The organism is Paenibacillus sp. YIM B09110 (genome assembly GCF_037167145.1).
Taxonomy (GTDB): domain Bacteria; phylum Bacillota; class Bacilli; order Paenibacillales; family Paenibacillaceae; genus Pristimantibacillus.
Window position 1 is genome coordinate 152,896 of the sequence record NZ_JBANSP010000012.1, and the last position, 19,539, is coordinate 172,434.

Genomic DNA, 19,539 nt, shown 5'->3' on the forward strand with positions numbered 1-19,539 from the left:
GAAGGGGAGAGATGAGCATGACTAGATTATCGAATAAAGTAGCAATTGTAACGGGAGCCGGCAGCGGCATGGGACGCGAGGAAGCGCTCTTGTTCGCAAGCCAAGGGGCGGCTGTCGTAGCAACAGATATTAATGAAACGGCAGTTCAAGCCGTTGTAAGCGAGATTGTTGCCAGCGGCGGACAAGCGATTGCTTTCGGACATAACGTAGCGTCAGAGGATGAATGGGTCAAAGTAGTGGAAGGCGCGATAGCCGCATACGGCCGCATCGACGTTCTCGTCAACAACGCAGGCATCTCGCTGGCGATTGGCTTATTGGATACGACAGTCGAACAATGGAATAAAGTAATGGCAATCAACTTGACGAGCACCTTCCTTGGGATGAAGCATGTCGTTCCGCATATGCAAGCGAACAAGGGCGGTTCTATTATAAATATTTCCTCTATCGCAGGTCTGACGGGCAGCAGCGGTGCTGGCGCGTATACCGCATCCAAAGGCGGCGTTCGGATGTTGACCAAAGCGGCGGCAGCCGACTTCGGCAAAGACAATATTCGCGTCAATTCCGTTCACCCTGGCTATATTGAGACGCCGATGAGCTCCGAGCATGTGAACAACAAGCAAATGCTGCAATGGTTCTTGTCGCAGACAGCGTTGCCGAGAGTGGGACAAGCTTCCGAGGTCGCGCAAGCGGTGCTGTTCCTTGCTTCCGATGACGCATCGTATATTACAGGCGTTGAGCTGCCGGTGGACGGCGGCGTAACGGCCAAGTAAGCGGTCGTAAAATATACAACGAGAGGGGAATGCGCATATGGGACGCGTACAAGGGAAGGTCGCGCTAATTACGGGCGGAGCTTCGGGTATTGGTCTCTCGACGGCGAGGTTGATGGCCCGCGAAGGAGCAAAGGTCGTAATTGCCGACTATAACGTGAACGGAGCGAATGAAGCAGCGGCGGCTATCCGAGACTCTGGAGGCGAAGCGGTCGGCTTGTTCCTCGATGCCTCCAAGGAGGCGTCGATCAAGGAAGCGGTCGAATTCACCGTGAAGCAATACGGGATGATCACCGTTCTATTCAACAACGTAGGCCTGACCGATCTTCAGAAGGACCTTGATGTCGTGAATATCGATTTGGTGGAATGGGACAGGCTCATGAACGTCAATGCGAAGAGCGTGCTGCTCGGAAGCCGTTTCGCGATTCCGCATATGGTTAAGGCCGGCGGCGGTTCCATCGTCAACACGGCTTCAATGGCGGGCTTCGCAGGCGATTCGGTTCGTTCGGCATATGGCGCCTCCAAGGCGGCCGTCGTCAATCTTACGAAATATACCGCGGCGCAGTACGGCAAGGACAACATCCGCTGCAACGCTGTAGCACCAGGACTTATCCTTACTCCTGCGGCGAAAACGAGCATGCCTCAGGCTGTGCTTGATATTTTCGAAAAATACAACGCACTGCCTTATCATGGCGAAGCCGACGACATCGGATATACCGTGTTGTTCCTTGCCTCCGATGAATCCAAATTCATAACCGGCCAGACGATTCAAGTCGAGGGCGGGCATTATATGGCGAATCCGAGTATCTCCGACTTTAATCAGTATTTGGCGCAGTTCCAGCAATAATACCTATAACTTATATGAAAACAGGATGGAGCAGGGACTATTTCTGCTCCATCCTGTTTCTTTTGTTGGCGATTCTCGCTTCGTTGCACATTATGCAACAGACAGGGCTCTTTTAAACTCCTCCACAGAGCCTGGTTGCAGTAAGTGCAACAGAATACGGAATTTTGCTACTACTTCGCCTATGAAAAGCTGATTCCGTTGCACAATCTGCAATCAGCGCACGGCATGGATGCTGAAAAGCGTAGGTCTGTTGCAGAAAGTGCAACGGCAGCCTTCCCCTTAACGTAGTCGCAGCTCAGGTCGCGACATATGGATTGGGCTTGTCATTACCGGACTGTTAATTAATTTGTGAAGCTGCTCCTGCATGTAGACGGGGGAGAACGGGAAGCCATTCTCGATCCAATAGAAGATCAGGCCGTGCAAGGAGCTCACGCTATAGACGATAAGCAGCTCCTGATTGATGTCTTTGTTTATTTGCTCCATGTCCATGATGAATAATTGCTGCAGGACGCGGTACATCTTGTCCTTTAGGATATGAAGGACGTCATTGTTCATTAAGGCGCTATAGGTGGAAGCGCGCGCGTGGATGTGCTCGAATATTTTGATTGCGTTCGCCGACATTTCAGCAACGTGGAATACTTCCACCTGCTCGTATGGTGACCGATACGCTTGCTTGAATTCATCCATCAGTTCGTTGACGATATCGTCAAGAAGAGCTTCCTTATTATCATAATGAGCGTAGAACGTGCCGCGATTGTAATTGACGTGCTCGACGATTTCCGTAATCGAGATAGAAGAGAACTTTTTCTTCATCATTAGTGATAACAACGCCTGCTTAAGGGCTTCTTTACTCCGTACAATTCGGCGGTCAAGCTTTGGCTTGGACACTTGCATCGGCTACACGTCCTTTTATTTGCAGCGTTAACGAACATACGGGGTCTCATTGTTCATTACTGAACAAACGGCCGGCGATTACTGATTGTTCGTCCATTTAACCTTTATTATACTAAAAGCATCATGTGATGTGATGTTTATCCTGTCGCATGATTGCTAATGTTGAGCAGTTTCGATGAATAGAGCATGACCAATTGAGCTAACGGAGGATGAAGCATGAAACTATCGGGCAAAGTAGCTATCGTGACGGGTGCGGCATCGGGAATGGGCAAAGCAATTGCACAATTGTTTGCGGCAGAAGGCGCTAAGGTGGTCGTATCGGATATTAATGCAGAGGCAGCCGGCAAGGTTGTCGATGAAATCGTAAGCAAGGGCGGAACGGCGCTCGCCCTGGCAACGAATGTTGCTAAGGAAGAAGATATTCAGAACTTGATCGATACGACGGTACAGCAATACGGCACGCTGGACATTCTTGTCAACAACGCCGGCATTATGGATAACTTCGTTCCGGCTGCCGATCTGACGGACGAGCTGTGGGATCGCGTCTTCGCGGTCAATACGACAGGCCCGATGAGAGCGACACGCAAAGCCTTGAAAATTTTCCTCGAGAAAAAAAGCGGAGTCATCGTCAATATCGCGTCTGCAGGCGGATTGCAGGGTTCTAGAGCGGGCGCTGCGTATACAGCTGCTAAACATGCCGTGGTAGGCTTCACGAAAAATGTTGGCTTCCAATACGCGAATGAAGGCATTCGTTGCAATGCGATTGCGCCAGGCGGTGTTATTACGAATATTAGTTCCACGCTCACTGCACCGAACGAGTTCGGCATGGGCCGCGCGATGGCCGGCATGGGCATTAACCCGCGCGCGGGCGAGCCTGAGGAAATCGCGAAGGTTGCCTTGTTCCTTGCTTCCGATGATGCAAGCTTCGTGAACGGTACGGTCGTTACAGCAGATGCAGGTTGGTTGGCTTATTAAACATACAGTCAATAAATGAAATAGCGGCTCCCGCTTAGGGGCCGCTATTTCTTATAATTGTTATAAAACTTATTTTGTAATCAAAGGCTTTCGCGATTAATAATTTGAATTAATTCACAATCTATCCGTTTTAAAAAGAAAAATGTGTAAATAAATCGAATGACAAACGAACTTCCCTGATGTATTATGTATTAGTAAATTATTGGGATGGGAGTCGTTCATGTGACAGTTAGAACAGCAGCAAGCAACTTTACGACAAAGACGGTTTCATTATTTCTTATTCTTTCTCTATTCATCGCTTTAGTACCAGCCGTTCAAGCCGAGGCAGCGTCGTATTCCGACGTGGAGAAGCACTGGGCGAAGGACACGATTGCGTGGGCACAAGCCAACAAGATTGTTGATGGTTATCCAGACGGCACGTTCAAGCCGAACAAACTCGTAACTGAAGCAGAGTTTGTGAAGATTTTGCTAGGCGCGTTCAAAGTCCAAGTAGGCGAGACGGCAGCAGGAGCACATTGGACCGATGCAGTCTATCAATCCGTCGATGCATTCCATTACCCGGTTAAGGGTGCAGATAGCAAGGAGATTCGCAGCCAATCGATTAACCGACTGTCCGTTGCCGAGATTATTGCAGGCGCTAACGGCGTGAACTATGAAGGTAGTAACGCTATTCATTATTTGCTGGCCAACAACCTCTCCAAAGGCAAAGATTCTGCAACGATCAAGGGTTACCAAGGCGAAGGGCTGTTGACTCGCGCCGAAGCGGTCCAGTTCATTAAGAATGTGAAGGATGCAGGCATGACGGAGTTGAAGGTACGCCCTGAAGCTCCTTCCGATCCAACCCAGCTTCCTCCGCTGAAAGTAGATATTTCGACCACGGTCAAAGGCGCGAAGAACATCGTTCTCGACTATGCGCTGGAAGATCTGAAGGAGTTCTATCCGTATACGTATACGGGCGACAGCGAGAAAGTGACATGGAGCCTTAGATTTCCGTTCAAAACAGAGCTTCCAGCTTGGAGCGATGGCGAGGACTACGGTATTCGCATCGATCCAAACACGGGCCGCTTAACAGTTGGCTGGTATTTCTGGGTTGGCGAATTCGAGGTTGTCGCAACGTCGCAAGCAGACGGAGCGATTGTCGGTGTTCAGAAAGTACGCTTGGATTACAACAATATTAAACAAATCACAAGCAGCAACGGCGTTATCGAATTTACTTTTATCGACGAGCCGGACTGGTTTGAATACGAGTACGACGGCAAAACATACAAGGCGAATATGAATATCGATGAAGTCGAAATTTCTTACGATGTGGACGGAGAGTACACTCCGATTGAGATTACATCGAGAGAGTACGATGCCAAAGCCAATAAGGTGACGTTCCGCTTCGCGCCATTCAAAGCAACGGATAAGGAACAAACGTTTATCGTCGATATCGGCTACATGGAGAGCACGTATTTGTCGGCTACGGTATTTACCGTTCCGGCGGCACAATAATTTTGTAATAGGGAAAGGGTCTGCTTGCGAGCAGGCTCTTTCTTTTTCTATGCGAGTAAGCATTGCTATTTTATTGACGGTTAACTATACTTTTTGAGAGGTTGCAACCTGTTATAACTAACCAGATTTCATATCTGCATGAAACGATCGATTGTATGGACGTAAATGGAGGTTGTAAAATGAACGGAACGCAAACGCTCAGCCGTGCGCTCGATATTTTATTCGCATTGGCTGAATCGAACGGCACTTTATCCGTAACGGAAATTGCGGATAAGGCGGGATTGCCCGAAAGCACGACTTACCGCTTTCTTCAGACGCTGGAACAGAACGGCATTGTAGAGCGCAAAGGAAAGCGTCAGATAGGGTTGGGACTGCGTATATTGGACTTGGCAAGAAGCCTTACGCAGCAAACCTATAGGGAATTGCTATCATTGGCATTGCCGATTATGCAGGAATTGACGGAACAAACGCATGAAACTTCATTGCTGTTCATTCGCTCGGGAATCAATGCCATTTGCATTCAGCATGTCAAAAGCCGTGAATTGATTCAGTTTGTTATTGAAGACGGACGCTCGCTACCCTTGCATCTTGGTGCTTCAGGGAAAGTCATTTTAGCTTATGAAAATCAGAAGTTCCAGGAGAAGTTTATTCAGGATATAGCGGCGGAAGGTTTTGCCGGGTCTCCGTCAGATTTACGGGAAGAGCTTGCTTCTATTCGGAGTAAGGGAGTTGCCGTTACACATGGGGAGGTTGATTCGGATGTATTTGCAATTGCGGCTCCGATCCTCGACAGCTACAACATGGTTGTTGCCAGCATTTCGATAGCCGGTCCTAACTTTAGATTCGTGAAGGATTCGGACGACGAAGGACTTGTCTGGCACGCAGCTCAACAGCTATCCCAAAAATTCGGTATGCAGGCAAGCGATAATACGGAAACCGTATAGCGAAGTTGCAAAAACGGGGCTGTCTCAAAAGGTTAAAACACCTTTAAGGACAGTCCTTTTTTTTGTTTATTTTAATTCGGATAAGAATACTGTGAAAAGATATTGACAGACGAAATGAATGGTTATATATTTACTAATATTATCGATATGTAATATTTAAGTATCTAATAGTGATAATTTGTTCAAATCTCTAATTGGCATTTAATCGCAAGGGAGTGAACGCGTTGAGTCATAGCTTGAGAGAAAGATCGCTTCTATTCGCGCTGTCTTTGGGAGACGCGGGCACGAGCATCGGGGAACAGGATAGGCAGGCTGAGAGCCGATCGGCTGCGGACGAATGGAGAAGTTGGTACCGACAAAAGGTCCAACTGGCCGAATCGGCGGCTTTCGCATTCATACTGGAGAGGGATCCGGCGTCTGCTTCCCCTATTGCCAGTGGGTCCTTGTCCAGTTCGCCCATTCATCTAGACGGCAATTCGTTAATGGGTTATCTAGCGGGAATAACGAGTCATATCGGCCTCATCGCCGAAGCGGATGTTCGCCATAATGAGCCGTTCCATGTCGCGCGATCGTTATCGTCCTTGGATCATGCCAGCAGCGGAAGGGCTGGGTGGAAATTGGCGGCAGAGCAAACGGCTGCCGATTATGAGGAACGGAAAGCGGAGTTTTTCGCCGTCGCGATGGAGCTGTGGGACAGCTGGGACGATGAGGCGGTATTGGCGGATCAAGCAAGCGGACGTTTTTTGGATCGCGGTCGTGTACGCACGATCGATCATCACGGCCGGCACTTTAACGTTGCAGGACCATTAAGCATTCCGCGTCCGCTGCAAGGGTATCCTGTACTGGCGACGGAAGAGCAGTCTGTTTTAAACGATGATTACGCGGCGCATTGGGCGGATATTGTCATGTTGCGCCCGTCCTCCTTCGCAGACGCTATCGAAAAAAACGGGGAAATAAAGCGTCGCCTTCAACTGCGGAACAGGCAAGCGGAAGCGAGACAGCTTGCGCTCATTAAGGTCGAAGTAACGGCGCCAATAGAAAATCTGGCAGAGCAAGACAAGCAACAACCTATTACAAGGGAACGACAAGGGCCGGAGGCGAACCCTCTGCTTCTGCTGTCCGGAACGGCTGAGCAATTGGCCGATGAATTGCAATACTGGTTCGGTCAACAAGCGGTCGATGGCTTCATCCTATCATCGGAGACGTTGATGGCGCATGTGAAGTCATTCGTGGAACAAGTCATTCCTTTGCTTGAGCAGAGGGGAATCGTGCAGCGAAGCTGCCAAGGCCAAACTCTCCGGGAAAACATCGGATTATCGCGTCCGGGAAATAGGCTGTATTCTCTTATCGGAGAACAACAGAGAAAGGGGAATGGCGACGATGGCAAATAAAAAGCTGATTTTGAGCGCCATTATGTCCACGGTCAATACATGGCGGCATCCGGGGCTGGATCCGAAAGGTATCTTTACGCTCGAGTTTTATAAGGAGCTGGCGCGGACGGCCGAGCGAGGCAAGCTCGATATGCTTTTTTTTGGCGATGCCATATCCTTGCCGGGTCAGGAGCGGGGAGACCGAATCGCCGAGCATGTCCTTACAAGAGGCATTGAGCCGTTGACGCTTATCTCGGCGTTATCCTCGCATACCGAAAGAATAGGTCTTATTAGTACGTTAAATACGAGTTATATGGAGCCTATCCAGATTGCCCGTAAGATGGCGACTGCCGATTTGTTAAGCGGAGGCCGAACCGCTTGGAACGCGGTGACTGGCACGATAGGGAAAGACGATGACAATCTGTTTAAGCGGGAAGCGATGAGCCACGCCGATCGATACGAGCGGACGGACGAATATATCGAGCTGGTTAAGAAGCTTTGGCGAAGCGGCGCCTCTTCCGAAGCAGCTTTCCATCATCGGGGCAAATGGTTTGAAGTTAACGAGGGGCTGAATATTCCTGCCTCCGAGCAAGGACAGCCTTTGATTATCCAGGCCGGCCGCTCGGTCGAATTCCAGCGTCAAGCCGCGAAGACGGCCGATGCCGTCTTTACGACCTTCTCCAATCTGGAGGAAGGAAGAGCCTTTTACGCGAACGTCAAAAACCACATGGCTCAATTCGGAAGAAAACGCGACGATATCAAGATATTGCCGGGTTTGCGCCCGATTATTGCGGCTACCGAACAAGAGGCGCTGCAGAAGCAAGCCTACCTATCGAGTCTGATTCATCCAATCTTGTCCATTAACAGCCTTTCTCAAAGTCTCGCATTTGATCTCTCGGATTACGATCCGAACGGACCTCTGCCCGAGTTGCCTGAGCCAAGCTCTCGTCTGACGCATGATGATTTGGCGTACCGCAGCCAATTAGTGGAGCTGGCGTCCAAGCAAAACCTGTCGATATTGGAGCTAAGCCGAAAAATATCCGATTCGCGGGGTCATCTGTCTTTTGTCGGGACACCTGAGAAGCTTGCCGACTATATGGAGGAGTGGCTGGATAAAGAGGGCAGCGATGGCTTTAATATTATGTTTCCGTATTTGCCGGGCGGTCTAAACGACTTCGTGGATTTGGCTATTCCGGTCCTGCAACGCAGGGGATTGTTCCGCAACCGCTATGAGGGGGCGACGCTGCGCGAACACTTGGGTTTGCCAGATTGAAGCCATTAGCCTTACAATATTAAAACAATTAATCCGATTGGAATAGTGTGTTGACAGAATGGTAGTTATAAAATATATTTAATTAATAATAATTGATTATCATTAAGTGATAAATAATCCAACCATGCCAATGGAGGGTGTTTAATACAGATGGTATAGAGCTCCATCGGGAGGTGTTCCATTCTCTTATTTGGCTAAGGTTGATTCGATTATTTATTTTTTCGAATATTAAACCTACTAAACTCATCGGAAATTGTGGTTAAAAATTTGTTTGGAGAAAGGATACATGCATGAGCGCAACGGCGATTGACTTCAGAAACGTGACCAAAAGCTACGGAGCCGGCAACGTGTTAGAAAATTTTAACTTGTCGATTCCGACAGGGAAAATTTTAACGCTTATCGGACCATCAGGCTGCGGGAAGACAACGCTGCTGAAAATGATCAACCGTCTGGTGGATGCCGATGCCGGTACGATCCTCGTGGAAGGAAAAGATATCGGCAGTCTCGATCCCGTCTTGCTTCGCCGCGATATCGGATATGTCATTCAGCAGATCGGGTTATTTCCGCATATGACAATCGAAGACAATATTACGATAGTTCCTCGCCTGAAATCAGCGAAGAAGAAGAAGGAGCTTGCTGATCGTGCGGCCCAGCTGCTTCGTATGGTTGGCCTTGAACCGGAGAAGTTCCGGCGCCGTTATCCCCATGAGCTCAGCGGCGGACAGCAGCAGCGCATAGGTGTAGCCAGGGCGCTTGCCTCGGAGCCGTCAATCATTTTAATGGATGAACCTTTCAGCGCGCTTGATCCGATTAGCCGCGTCCAGCTTCAGAACGAGCTTATCGGGTTGAACCAGAAGGTTGGCAAGACGATCGTTTTCGTAACGCATGATATCGATGAAGCCTTAAAGATCGCGGATGTCATCGTATTGCTCCGGGATGGCAAGATTGAACAGATCGGTGCTCCCGATGAACTGCTGCGCAATCCCGCAAGCGATTATGTGAAGGAGTTCGTTGGACCTGAGCGCTATGCAGCCAAAGAGGATAAGCGCTTCGCGAATCACTCGGCTACAGCCCGCGATTTCATAACGGAGCCCGTCTTCATACCAGACGACTATACCGTTGCAAGAGCGGTTAAGGCGGCCGACGATGCAAGGGCCGAAGGGCTGATCGTATTAAATGAAAACAAGGTTTACACGGGTATCTTGTCCGCGCTGGAGCTGCGTGCCTTGGATAAGCTCGACGGAACTGCCTTGTTGTCGGACCTGCAGCCCGTCAAAGCAGCCCCTATTGCTGCTGAGGCTCCGCTAAGCGAAGTGCTGCATGCTCTCAAACGGAATGCCATCATTCCCGTATTCGGGAAAAACGATCATATCAGCGGAGTTATTAGCCAAGCGAGTATTATCGAGGCGGCTGCCGCCAAGCTGCTTCCAGAGGAGGTGAAGGCGTGAACCTGTTTTTCGAAAGACTGGCTCGTGATTGGCCGGAAATTGCCGCCAAAACGGTCGAACATGTTAACGTTGCCTTCATCTCCGTGGCGATTGCATGTCTAATCGCGATACCGCTCGGCATCTACTGTACGCGCCATGAGCGGTTCGCCAAAGTGATCCTTACTGCTATTTCCGTCATTCAGACGATTCCAAGCTTGGCATTATTCGGTTTTCTCATTCCGATTGTGGGGATTGGAACCAAGCCGGCCGTCATCGCGTTGACGCTCTACGCGCTGCTCCCGATTCTTCAGAATACGTATGAGGGCATTAGAGGGGTTGACCAATCCGTCATTGAATCCGGTGTCGGAATGGGGATGACCAGAGGGCAACTGCTATGGAAGGTGCAAATGCCGATTGCCCGCAGCTACATTATGGCCGGCATCCGATTGGCAGCCGTGCACGCCATTAGCGGAGCGACTATTGCTTCCTATATCGCAGCGGGCGGACTCGGCGACATTATTACCCGCGGCTTGGCCTCGATTAATACGATTACGCTATTAGAAGGGGCTTTGCCGGTATCGCTGCTTGTTATCATCGCTAACATTATTTTGTTTGTCTTATACCGACTGCTGACGCCAAAAGGACTGCGTCATACGTTGAATAAACGATAAAGGGGTTTGTATTCATATGAAAAAATGGTTCGGTATTTCGTTAAGTCTGGTTTTGGTTATTATGCTGGCAGCTTGCTCTTCATCTAAATCATCCGGTTCAGGAACGATTACAATCGCGACGAAAGGTTTCGGCGAGCAGGATATTCTTGCTAGTATCGTGGCGCAGCTGATCGAGAAGGAAACCGATTTGTCTACGAAAATCGTCAAGCTGAACGATGCGCTGTTGTGGGACGGCATCAAATCGGGCGAAGTCGATACTTACGTGGAATATACGGGAACGGCATTGCTGAACGTGTTGAAGCATGAGCCGGTATACGAGCCGAGCGAAGCCTACGACATCGTCAAGAAGGGCATGAAAGAGCAAAACAACGTCGAGGTGCTGGACAAAATCGGTTTTAACGATACGTTGGTATTCGTCATGCCGAAGGACAAAGCCGACGCGCGGGGCATCAAAACCTTGTCGGACGTCGCTGCTCAGTCTCAAGAATTGGTGCTTGGCGCTTCCCAAAGGTTCATTACCCGCGAGGATGACTTGCCGCTCATTAATAAAATATACAATACCCAATTCAAAGAAATCAAAACGATGGATCCGGGCTTGCAGTTCAAAGCGGCGGAGGATGGCCAAGTCGACATATTCACGACTTTGTCCACTTCGGGCACATTGCCTTCGACCAACAACGTCATTATTGTAGACGACAAAAAAGCCTTCGTCCCTTACGATGCGGTGCCTTTCGTAAAAGGAGCAACGCTTGAAGCTCATCCGGAGCTCAAGGACGTATACGCTAAATTGGCGGGCAAAATCAATGACGAAGCCATGCAAAAGCTGAACGAGCAGGTAGATATCGAGCAAAAGCTGGCTGCCGACGTGGCTAAGCAATGGCTTGAGGAAAATGGATTGCTATAATTGCCTGTTTATTTGCTAGGTAAATCAATACAGAAAAGAGCCGCTTTACTCAAAATGGCTCTTTTCTCCCTTTACTGACAAGAAAATGAGGTGGAACGGTATGACTAACCGGCCAAAGCACATGATTTTAAATGCATTTCTTTCAACTAACCATAACGGCAGCTGGCGTTATCCGGGCGGTGATGCGGAGCGTCACCGCTTTTCCTTCTATAAGAAGGTCGTACAAACCGCCGAAAGAGGCAAAATGGATATGTTTTTTGTCGCCGATAAATTGGCCGTATTCGATCATGAAGCGATGCGAACCTATACGAGCTACATTCGAATGGAGCCTTTTGCGCTGCTTTCGGCCTTAGCGGCGGTAACCCGCCATATCGGCCTTGCAGGCACGCTTTCCACGACGTATAACGAGCCCTTTCACGCGGCGCGCAAGCTAGCATCGCTCGATCATATTAGCGGTGGCAGGGCGGCATGGAATGTCGTTACGTCTACGAATGACGAGGAAGGCCGGAATTTCGGCAGAGAGTCGCATTTGGAGCATGGCAAACGTTACGCGCGGGCGGATGAATTCGTCGAGGTCGTCAAGGGTCTTTGGGACAGCTGGGAGGACGATGCCTTCGTTGTCGACAAGGAATCCGGCGTATTCGCCAATTCAGATAAGCTTCATGTTCTTAATCATGTCGGCGAGCATTTCTCGGTTAGAGGACCGCTCAACGCCGCTCGTCCGCCCCAAGGCAATCCGGTCATCGTATACGCGGGAGCTTCGGAGGCGTGCCAAGAGCAGGCTGCCCGGAACGGGGATGCGGTATTCGTATCGCCGGAATCGCCGGACGACGCGAAGAAGCTGTACGCCAGTTTCAAGGATAGATTAGCCAAATACGGACGCCAAGCGCAGGAGTTAAACATTTTGCCTGGCGTATTGGTCATCGTCGGGCAGACGGAGGAAGAGGCGCGGGCGAAGTCGGAGCTGCTGGACAGCCTGATTCCGGAGGGTCTTGGCCTCTCGCGCTTGCAGGACTTATTCGGAATCGATTATTCCGCCTATCCATTAGATGAGCCGCTTCCTAAGCTGGCCGATACGCTTGCTCCGGACCAATTGAATAAGAGGCTGTTAGATAAGCTTATCGCAGCGGAATTGAGCGGGTTAACGATTCGCGGGTTGTATACCGGCTTAATGAAGGCTTCGATGTGGGAAATCGTAGGGACGCCCGAGCAGGTTGCCGACGAGCTGCAGCTGCGGTTCGAAAGCGGCATGGCTGACGGATTTAATATAACATCGCCTTATTTGCCTGGCGGGCTGGATGAATTCGTCGATCACGTAATTCCGTTGCTGCAGCAAAGAGGACTGTTCCGAACGGAATACGAAGGGCCTACCTTGCGGGAAAGCTTGGGGCTAAGACGCCCAGTGAACCGCTATGCCTTGTCGGGAGGAGAGAAATCAAATGGTTAAAAGAAACGATAGAATGCTGCTTGGCGCCTTTACCTCTTCGACTCATTTGGCGAATTGGAGGCATCCGGATGCCGCATCCGACCAATTAATGCAGCTGGACTATTACAAGCGCTTGATTCAAGCGGCCGAGCGGGGATTGTTCGACCTTTTCTTTGTCGCGGATAAATTATGCATATTCGAATCCGAGCTTGCTATCAAACATACGTCTAATTTTCAAAGCGTCGAGCCTATCGGTTTGCTGTCGGCGTTATCCGCGGTTACCGAGCATATCGGACTTGCGGCAACCTTATCGACTAGCTATCATGAGCCGTTCCACGCGGCGAGGTCGCTCGCGACGCTCGACCATCTGAGCGACGGCCGGGCGGCATGGAATATCGTTACTTCAACGAACGACGAGGAAGCGCGCAACTTTGGCAGGGAAAACCATTTCACGCATGCGGAACGATATGAGCGCGCGCAGGAGTTTGTCGACGTCGCACTTGGGCTATGGGATTGTTGGGATGAGGGAGCTTTCGTTACCGATAAGGAAACGGGCGTGTTTGCCGATACGAGCAGGCTGAAGCCGCTTGAGCACAAAGGGAAACATTTTAGCGTCAAAGGTCCGCTCAATCTTGGCCGTTCGCCGCAAGGTCGTCCGGTTATTGTCCATGCCGGATCCTCGGAGGACGGTATGAAGCTTGCCGCCTCGCGGGCGGATATCGTGTTTACGACCCCGCGGACGCTTGAAGAGGGGATAGCGCAATACAATGCGTTCAAGAGCAGACTTGCTGCTTATGGAAGACAACCTGAGCAATTAAAGGTAATGCCGGGCGTGTTCCTCATTGTCGGGAGGACGGATGAGGAAGCGGCCGAGAAGGAAGCGCAGCTCGCCGAGCTGGTGCTGCCCGAAGTCGGGCTGGATTCGCTGTCTAGCAGCTTGGGCATCGATTTGTCCGTACTGCCGCTCGACGGTCCAATGCCGGCCTTGCCAGACCGTGATGCATTCAACAAAAGCAAAACAGGCCTGGACAGCATAGCCGCATTGGCCGCCAAGGAAAACTTAACGATTCGCCAGTTCTATCAACGCTTCTCCAAATCGAAGCTCGCATTCGAGATTACCGGCTCGCCGCAAACGATTGCCGATCAGCTGGAGCTTTGGTTCGAATCGGGCGCTGCCGACGGGTTTAACATCATACCTTCGCATACGCCTGGGGGGCTGGAGGATTTCGTAGAGCTTGTCGTGCCTGAATTGCAAAAGCGGGGTCTCGTTCAGCAAGCGTATGCGGAAGGAACTTTGCGCGAGCAGCTTGGACTGAGAATAAAGGAGGCGATTTTATAATGGAGAACCAAGATTTGTTGTGCGAGCTGCCTGCCGTCAAAGAACGTACGATCGGATACGAGCCGGTAAAACGCAAAGTGAAGGTAGTCTTTAACGGAGCGACGATCGCAGAGAGCGAGCATGTCATTTTGGTGCGCGAAGAGAAGGTTGTGCCCGTCTATTATTTTCCGCTATCGGATGTCAATGAGCAGTGGCTGGTGAAGACCGACCGCAGCTCTTTCTGCAATTTGAAGGGGACCGCTTCCTATTGGCATATCAAGGTGGACGGCGAGCTGGCGCAGAACGCGATTTGGACGTACGAGGATCCGATCGAAAAAAGCGCATTTCTGAAAGGCTACGTCGCTTTCTATTGGAAAAAAGTTGAGATATTCGAGGAAAACGAGCAAGTATTCGGTTTCCCGCGCGATCCGAAAGTACGCATCGATACGCTGCACAGTACTCGAGCGATTAAAGTCGTCGTTAATGGCGAGACGCTTGCCGAGAGTCGGCAGCCCGTCATACTTTTCGAAACGGGAATGGCTCCGCGATATTTTTTGCCGAAGGAAGACGTGAGGCTGGATAAGCTTACGTTGACCGACAAAACGGCATACTCGCCCTACAAGGGAACTTCGGAAATCTGGACGGCGAACATAAACGGGCTCAAAGAAGAGATTGCTGTTCGTTACTCGGATCCTGCTCCCGAAGCGCATAAACTGAAGGATTTGATTGGTTTCTATCAAGAGAAAGCGGAGGCTTTCTATATCGACGAGGAAAAGTGGGAGCCCGTCGAAGGCGAGCATCTGTATCTGAAAGGCATCTGATTCTCGGAATAAGCTAGCAACAACTAGAAAGGAGCAACGCGAATGGACTTGATTAAAGCGCAAAGAGGAACGGAGCTTCGCTGCAAGGGCTGGCGCCAGGAGGCGCTGCTCCGCATGCTGGAGAACGTACTGGAAAACGGCGAAAACCAGAAGGAGCTTATCGTGTACGCCTCGCTCGGCAAGGCCGCTCGCAATTGGCCTTCCTATCACGCTATCGTGAACACGCTGCTGACGCTTGCGGAGGACGAGACGCTCGTCATTCAGTCAGGCAAGCCGATCGGCGTTTTCAAGACGCATGTGCGCGCTCCGCTGGTCATTATGGCCAATTGCAACATCGTCGGACGCTGGGCAACAAGCGAGAATTTCTATTCCCTACAGGAAAAGGGACTAATTATCTGGGGCGGGCTCACGGCTGCCGCATGGCAATACATCGGCTCGCAAGGGGTGCTTCAAGGCACTTATGAAATTTTTCAATGCATTGCTAGAATGCACTATGGTGGCAGCCTAAGCGGCCGCTTTATCCTTACCGCGGGACTTGGCGGGATGGGAGGCTCGCAGCCGCTTGCAGGGAAAATGGCGGGAGCGGCCATCCTATGCGTCGAGGTGTCGGAGGAACGAATAGACAAACGAATCGCGGCCGGTTATTTGGAGCGCAAGACCGGCGATTTGGACGAAGCGCTGCGCTGGATCGACGAAGCGAAGGCAAGCCGTGAGAGCGTATCGGTCGGGCTGCTCGGCAATGCGGCGGACGTCTATCCGGAGTTGCTGGATAGAGGCATCATTCCAGATATCGTTACCGATCAAACATCGGCGCATGATCTACTATACGGCTACATTCCAAGCGGTTATACGGTTGCCGAGGCCGCCGAAGCCAGAACCGCGGAGCCGCAAAAACTGCAGGACGACGCCGGAGCTTCCATCGCAAGGGAAGTAGGCGCAATGCTCGCATTTAAAGCGCGCGGCTCGATCGTCTTTGACAACGGAAATAACATTCGAACGCAAGCAGTCAAATACGGCTTGTCCAATGCGTTCGATATCGATATATTTACCGAGGCGTTTCTGCGCCCGCTGTTCGCAAGAGCAATCGGGCCTTTCCGCTGGATCGCGCTTAGCGGCAATAAAGAAGATATTCGCATCATCGACGAGTATATACTGGACGAATTCAAGGACAACGATATCGTGACCAACTGGATCGGGTTGGCTAACGCCTACGTGCCGGTCGAAGGATTGCCTGCTCGAATCGGATGGTTCGGGCACGGCGACCGGACGAAGCTGGCGCTGGCAGTTAACCAAATGGTCAGAAAAGGCAAGTTGTCGGGACCTATCGCCTTTTCCCGCGACCATCTGGATGCCGGTGCGATGGCCCATCCGACGATTATGACGGAGAGGATGAAGGACGGCAGCGATGCCATCGCCGATTGGCCGTTGCTGAATGCGATGATGAGCTGTTCGTCGATGGCCGACTTGGTTGCCATCCACTCGGGAGGCGGCGGTTATGCAGGCTTCATGACCAGTGCGGGAATTACGATCGTAGCCGACGGAGCCGAAGCAACGGAGGAACGTTTGCAGACGGCGCTGACTAATGATACAGGCCTTGGCGTGCTTCGTTACGCCGATGCAGGCTACGAGGAATCGTTCGACGAAATCGACAAAAAAGGGATACGGCGCGTGAACGCCGATCAATAAGAACAGCAAACTACTACCTGGCAGGAGGATAATGACATGCGTGAATTAACGAAAGAGGACGTGCTCGCGGCAGTCCGGGGAGGTTCCGTCTACGCGAGCGGAGGCGGCGGCTGGGTCGACCATGGACTCGAAATTGGAAGCGCGGCGCTGGCGATCGGCAAACCGAAGCTCGTATCGGTGGATGAGCTGCCGGACGATGCGATCGTGCTGACATGTACGGCAATCGGCGCGCCTGCAGGTACGGATTGGCAGATGCTAGGCAAAGACTATATTAAAGCGGTCGAGCTCATTATGGAGCAATACGAGGGAAGGATCGTTGGCGTGATGACGCCGCAGAACGGCATGTCGAGCTCGATTAACGGCTGGCTGCCCGCGGCTGCGCTCGGCCTTGTCGTGGTAGACGCGACCGGCGACATCAGGGCGCATCCAACCGGCAAGATGGGTTCGCTGGGACTCGCTTCAAGCCTTGAATACGAGACGATACAAGCGGTTGTCGGCGGCAAGCCGGAGCTTGGCTCGTATATCGAGCTGGTCGTGAAAGGAACGCCTGCGCGTACGTCCAATATTTTGCGAACGGCGTCCGATATGGCCGGCGGGTTTATCGCTGCCGCGCGGCATCCGCTGCCGGCGAAGTATATAAGGGAGCATGCGGCGCTAGGCGGCATCTCTATCGCGATCGAACTCGGCAAGGCCATTATCGAGGCGGAGCCGCAAGGCGCGGAGCATGTGCTTCAAACGATTTGCGGTCATACCGGGGGCAAATTGCTGGCCAGAGGCCGCATAACGAAGAAGGACGTCCATTATGCGGGCGCTTTCGACCTTGGCACGATTGAACTGGAAGAAACGGACGGCAGGCTTGTGAAGCTGCATGTCATGAATGAATATATGGCCGTGGATGGGCCGGACGGAGAACGGCTTAGCACGTTCCCGGATGTCATCGCCACCTTATCGCTGGAGACGGGACGTCCGGTAAGTGTTGGACATATCGAAGAAGGGGCAGAGATCGGCGTATTCGTCATTGACCGTTCCCTTATTCCGCTGAGCTCGAGCGTGAAGGATCCTTCCGTGTATCCGGAAGTCGAGCAAGCGATGGGAATTGAACTGCTGAAATATTTGGGAACGCCGTCCGGAGCAGGGGTTTAGCCGTGAACAGCGGGCGGATTGATCGCGGGGAAACGCTGCACCTTGATGGAAGAAACCTTACGATACAGGAATTATACAATGTCTCGTACGGAAATAAGCGGGTTTCGGTAGCTGCGGCTGCGACGGAGAGACTGGAGCGGTCGCGGAAGCTCGTATTCGAGCTTGCCGAGCAGGATCAGCCTGTATATGGTCTAAATCGCGGTGTAGGCTGGAATAAGGATAAGAAGATTAGCCCCTCCTTCTTCGAGGGCTTTAACCGCAACTTATTATTTTCTCATCATGCTGCGGTCAAGCCGGAGGCGACGGAGGAGGAAGTGCGCGCGGTGCTCCTAGCTAGGCTGAACGGCCTTCTTTTAGGACATACGGGCATTCAGCCGGCGGTCGCCTTGCGATACGCGGAGTTTCTTAATCATGGCATTCATCCCGTGCTGCGGCTTCGCGGTTCGGTCGGCGCTTCGGACATTACGCTTATCTCGCCCATTGGTTTGGCGATGATCGGTGAAGGGAACGTGCGCTATGGCGGCGAACTCATTCCGGCTGGCGAAGCATTGCTACGGGCAGGGCTGGAGCCTTTGCGGATGGGACCGAAAGACGGGCTCGCAATCGTCAGCTCCAATGCGGTATCGTCCGGAATCGGAGCGCTGGCTTTGCATGAAGGCCGCCTGCTTCTGGAGCTTGCAGACGCCGCGGCTGCGTTGTCGCTCGAGGCGCTGCGCGGCAATGTCAGCGCGCTCGATCCCGCCGTGCATCATGTCAGACCTTATCAAGGGCAGCTTGAGAGCTTGGACGGCATTCGTCGTTTACTTCGCGATAGCGACCTTTGGGACAATCAAAATGCTGAATCGCTGCAGGACCCGCTAAGCTTTAGAGATGTTTGTCAAATTCACGGAGCCGCAAGGGACTCGCTCGCCTATACAGAGAGCCGGCTTGTTACCCATTTGAACTGCTCGGATGACAACCCGTGCGTGCTTCCGGATGAAGGGCGAATCGTGTCTAACGCAAATTTTGATCCGATCGTTTGGGTGCTCGGCTTCGAGATGCTGGGCAATGCGCTTGTCCACGTCTCGCGGAGTTCCTGCTTTCGGACATTAAAGCTGGGCAACCCCGCCTTTACGGGATTGACCCGCTTTCTTACCGCGAACGAAGCTTCGTCCATCGGATTGTGCACCGTACAGAAAACGGTAACCGCGCTTGACGCCGAAATCCGTCATCTGTCTAACCCGGTTTCCGCCGATTATTATTCGCTCGCAGGGGATATCGAGGATCACGGAACGAACGCGCCGTTCGTCGTAGCCAAAACAAGGGATATTATTGATCGGCTCTACTATGTACTCGCTATCGAGCTGCTTCATGCTGCGCAAGCGATCGATTTGCGCGGGGAGCTGCGGCTAGGAAAGGGATCTGCTGCCGCCTATCGCGCCATTCGCTCCGTTGTGCCCTTTTTGGACCAAGATCGCGAGCAAACCAAGGATATTGAACAAATATATGAATTATGCAAAAGCGGTCAACTGCTGCAAGCCATCAAATCCGCATTAGGTGAGCATTAATAGTTGTCTAATCATCTCGATTTCTATCGAAA

General features: G+C 51.6%; 17 protein-coding genes. 16 read left to right on the forward strand and 1 reads right to left on the reverse strand.

All coding sequences use genetic code 11. The annotated features are described in order from the left end of the window. Positions 1 to 17 precede the first annotated feature (17 nt). Complete coding sequence (locus tag V8F51_RS18835) at positions 18 to 770, forward strand: SDR family NAD(P)-dependent oxidoreductase (RefSeq protein WP_337101919.1); 753 nt, start codon at positions 18 to 20, stop codon at positions 768 to 770. Positions 771 to 807: 37 nt separating this feature from the next. Further along, a complete protein-coding gene (locus V8F51_RS18840) occupies positions 808 to 1,614 on the forward strand; it encodes an SDR family NAD(P)-dependent oxidoreductase (protein ID WP_337101920.1) in 807 nt (268 codons plus the stop codon). Positions 1,615 to 1,893: 279 nt separating this feature from the next. On the opposite strand, the gene V8F51_RS18845 is transcribed toward V8F51_RS18840, so the two are convergent. Beyond that, positions 1,894 to 2,508 carry a TetR/AcrR family transcriptional regulator gene (locus tag V8F51_RS18845; protein ID WP_337101922.1) on the reverse strand — a complete coding sequence of 205 codons (615 nt, stop codon included), beginning with the start codon at positions 2,506 to 2,508 and terminating at the stop codon, positions 1,894 to 1,896. A gap of 216 nt (positions 2,509 to 2,724) precedes the next feature. Between V8F51_RS18845 and V8F51_RS18850 the strand changes: the two genes are divergently transcribed. The 14 genes from V8F51_RS18850 (at position 2,725) to V8F51_RS18915 (ending at position 19,507) form a co-directional block, all read left to right on the forward strand. Then, on the forward strand, positions 2,725 to 3,483 hold the full coding sequence (locus V8F51_RS18850; protein WP_337101924.1) for an SDR family oxidoreductase: 759 nt from the start codon (positions 2,725 to 2,727) through the stop codon (positions 3,481 to 3,483). A 222-nt stretch (positions 3,484 to 3,705) separates the two neighbouring features. Continuing rightward, the gene (locus V8F51_RS18855) at positions 3,706 to 4,977 is read left to right on the forward strand and encodes an S-layer homology domain-containing protein (protein WP_337101925.1); all 1,272 of its coding nucleotides are present in this window, start codon (positions 3,706 to 3,708) and stop codon (positions 4,975 to 4,977) included. Positions 4,978 to 5,156: 179 nt separating this feature from the next. Continuing rightward, positions 5,157 to 5,921: an IclR family transcriptional regulator gene (locus V8F51_RS18860; protein ID WP_337101926.1), complete on the forward strand. Its 765-nt coding sequence runs from the start codon at positions 5,157 to 5,159 to the stop codon at positions 5,919 to 5,921. Between the two features lie 236 nt (positions 5,922 to 6,157). Next, positions 6,158 to 7,312 carry an LLM class flavin-dependent oxidoreductase gene (locus V8F51_RS18865; protein ID WP_337101928.1) on the forward strand — a complete coding sequence of 385 codons (1,155 nt, stop codon included), beginning with the start codon at positions 6,158 to 6,160 and terminating at the stop codon, positions 7,310 to 7,312. Then, complete coding sequence (locus tag V8F51_RS18870) at positions 7,302 to 8,564, forward strand: NtaA/DmoA family FMN-dependent monooxygenase (RefSeq protein ID WP_337101930.1); 1,263 nt, start codon at positions 7,302 to 7,304, stop codon at positions 8,562 to 8,564. The genes V8F51_RS18865 and V8F51_RS18870 overlap by 11 nt, the downstream gene beginning before the upstream one ends. A gap of 290 nt (positions 8,565 to 8,854) precedes the next feature. Beyond that, on the forward strand, positions 8,855 to 10,012 hold the full coding sequence (locus V8F51_RS18875; protein ID WP_337101931.1) for a betaine/proline/choline family ABC transporter ATP-binding protein: 1,158 nt from the start codon (positions 8,855 to 8,857) through the stop codon (positions 10,010 to 10,012). Next, positions 10,009 to 10,662, forward strand: coding sequence for an ABC transporter permease (locus V8F51_RS18880; protein ID WP_337101932.1), 654 nt, complete (start codon positions 10,009 to 10,011; stop codon positions 10,660 to 10,662). Before V8F51_RS18875 ends, V8F51_RS18880 begins: the two co-directional genes overlap by 4 nt. Positions 10,663 to 10,678: 16 nt before the next feature. After that, positions 10,679 to 11,566: an ABC transporter substrate-binding protein gene (locus V8F51_RS18885; protein WP_337101933.1), complete on the forward strand. Its 888-nt coding sequence runs from the start codon at positions 10,679 to 10,681 to the stop codon at positions 11,564 to 11,566. A gap of 121 nt (positions 11,567 to 11,687) precedes the next feature. After that, on the forward strand, positions 11,688 to 13,013 hold the full coding sequence (locus V8F51_RS18890; RefSeq protein WP_337101935.1) for an LLM class flavin-dependent oxidoreductase: 1,326 nt from the start codon (positions 11,688 to 11,690) through the stop codon (positions 13,011 to 13,013). Beyond that, positions 13,006 to 14,331 (forward strand): LLM class flavin-dependent oxidoreductase, encoded by a 1,326-nt coding sequence (locus tag V8F51_RS18895; RefSeq protein WP_337101937.1) that lies wholly within the window; start codon positions 13,006 to 13,008, stop codon positions 14,329 to 14,331. Before V8F51_RS18890 ends, V8F51_RS18895 begins: the two co-directional genes overlap by 8 nt. Next, entirely contained in the window at positions 14,331 to 15,131 is an 801-nt protein-coding gene (locus V8F51_RS18900; protein WP_337101938.1) for a DUF427 domain-containing protein, read from the forward strand. Before V8F51_RS18895 ends, V8F51_RS18900 begins: the two co-directional genes overlap by 1 nt. Before the next feature lie 42 nt (positions 15,132 to 15,173). Beyond that, positions 15,174 to 16,817 carry a urocanate hydratase gene (locus tag V8F51_RS18905; protein WP_337101939.1) on the forward strand — a complete coding sequence of 548 codons (1,644 nt, stop codon included), beginning with the start codon at positions 15,174 to 15,176 and terminating at the stop codon, positions 16,815 to 16,817. A gap of 36 nt (positions 16,818 to 16,853) precedes the next feature. Further along, a complete protein-coding gene (locus V8F51_RS18910) occupies positions 16,854 to 17,960 on the forward strand; it encodes a DUF917 domain-containing protein (protein ID WP_337101940.1) in 1,107 nt (368 codons plus the stop codon). A 2-nt stretch (positions 17,961 to 17,962) separates the two neighbouring features. Further along, positions 17,963 to 19,507 (forward strand): HAL/PAL/TAL family ammonia-lyase, encoded by a 1,545-nt coding sequence (locus tag V8F51_RS18915; RefSeq protein WP_337101941.1) that lies wholly within the window; start codon positions 17,963 to 17,965, stop codon positions 19,505 to 19,507. Positions 19,508 to 19,539: the final 32 nt, after the last annotated feature.

Excerpts from the sequence above, each read along its gene's own strand:
- V8F51_RS18910 (WP_337101940.1), top strand. The coding sequence starts at position 16,854 with ATGCGTGAATTAACGAAAGAGGACGTGCTCGCGGCAGTCCGGGGAGGT.
- V8F51_RS18890 (WP_337101935.1), top strand. The coding sequence starts at position 11,688 with ATGATTTTAAATGCATTTCTTTCAACTAACCATAACGGCAGCTGGCGT.
- V8F51_RS18845 (WP_337101922.1), bottom strand. The coding sequence starts at position 2,508 with ATGCAAGTGTCCAAGCCAAAGCTTGACCGCCGAATTGTACGGAGTAAA.
- V8F51_RS18885 (WP_337101933.1), top strand. The coding sequence starts at position 10,679 with ATGAAAAAATGGTTCGGTATTTCGTTAAGTCTGGTTTTGGTTATTATG.
- V8F51_RS18860 (WP_337101926.1), top strand. The coding sequence starts at position 5,157 with ATGAACGGAACGCAAACGCTCAGCCGTGCGCTCGATATTTTATTCGCA.
- V8F51_RS18905 (WP_337101939.1), top strand. The coding sequence starts at position 15,174 with ATGGACTTGATTAAAGCGCAAAGAGGAACGGAGCTTCGCTGCAAGGGC.
- V8F51_RS18895 (WP_337101937.1), top strand. The coding sequence starts at position 13,006 with ATGGTTAAAAGAAACGATAGAATGCTGCTTGGCGCCTTTACCTCTTCG.
- V8F51_RS18850 (WP_337101924.1), top strand. The coding sequence starts at position 2,725 with ATGAAACTATCGGGCAAAGTAGCTATCGTGACGGGTGCGGCATCGGGA.
- V8F51_RS18870 (WP_337101930.1), top strand. The coding sequence starts at position 7,302 with ATGGCAAATAAAAAGCTGATTTTGAGCGCCATTATGTCCACGGTCAAT.
- V8F51_RS18900 (WP_337101938.1), top strand. The coding sequence starts at position 14,331 with ATGGAGAACCAAGATTTGTTGTGCGAGCTGCCTGCCGTCAAAGAACGT.
- V8F51_RS18835 (WP_337101919.1), top strand. The coding sequence starts at position 18 with ATGACTAGATTATCGAATAAAGTAGCAATTGTAACGGGAGCCGGCAGC.
- V8F51_RS18840 (WP_337101920.1), top strand. The coding sequence starts at position 808 with ATGGGACGCGTACAAGGGAAGGTCGCGCTAATTACGGGCGGAGCTTCG.
- V8F51_RS18875 (WP_337101931.1), top strand. The coding sequence starts at position 8,855 with ATGAGCGCAACGGCGATTGACTTCAGAAACGTGACCAAAAGCTACGGA.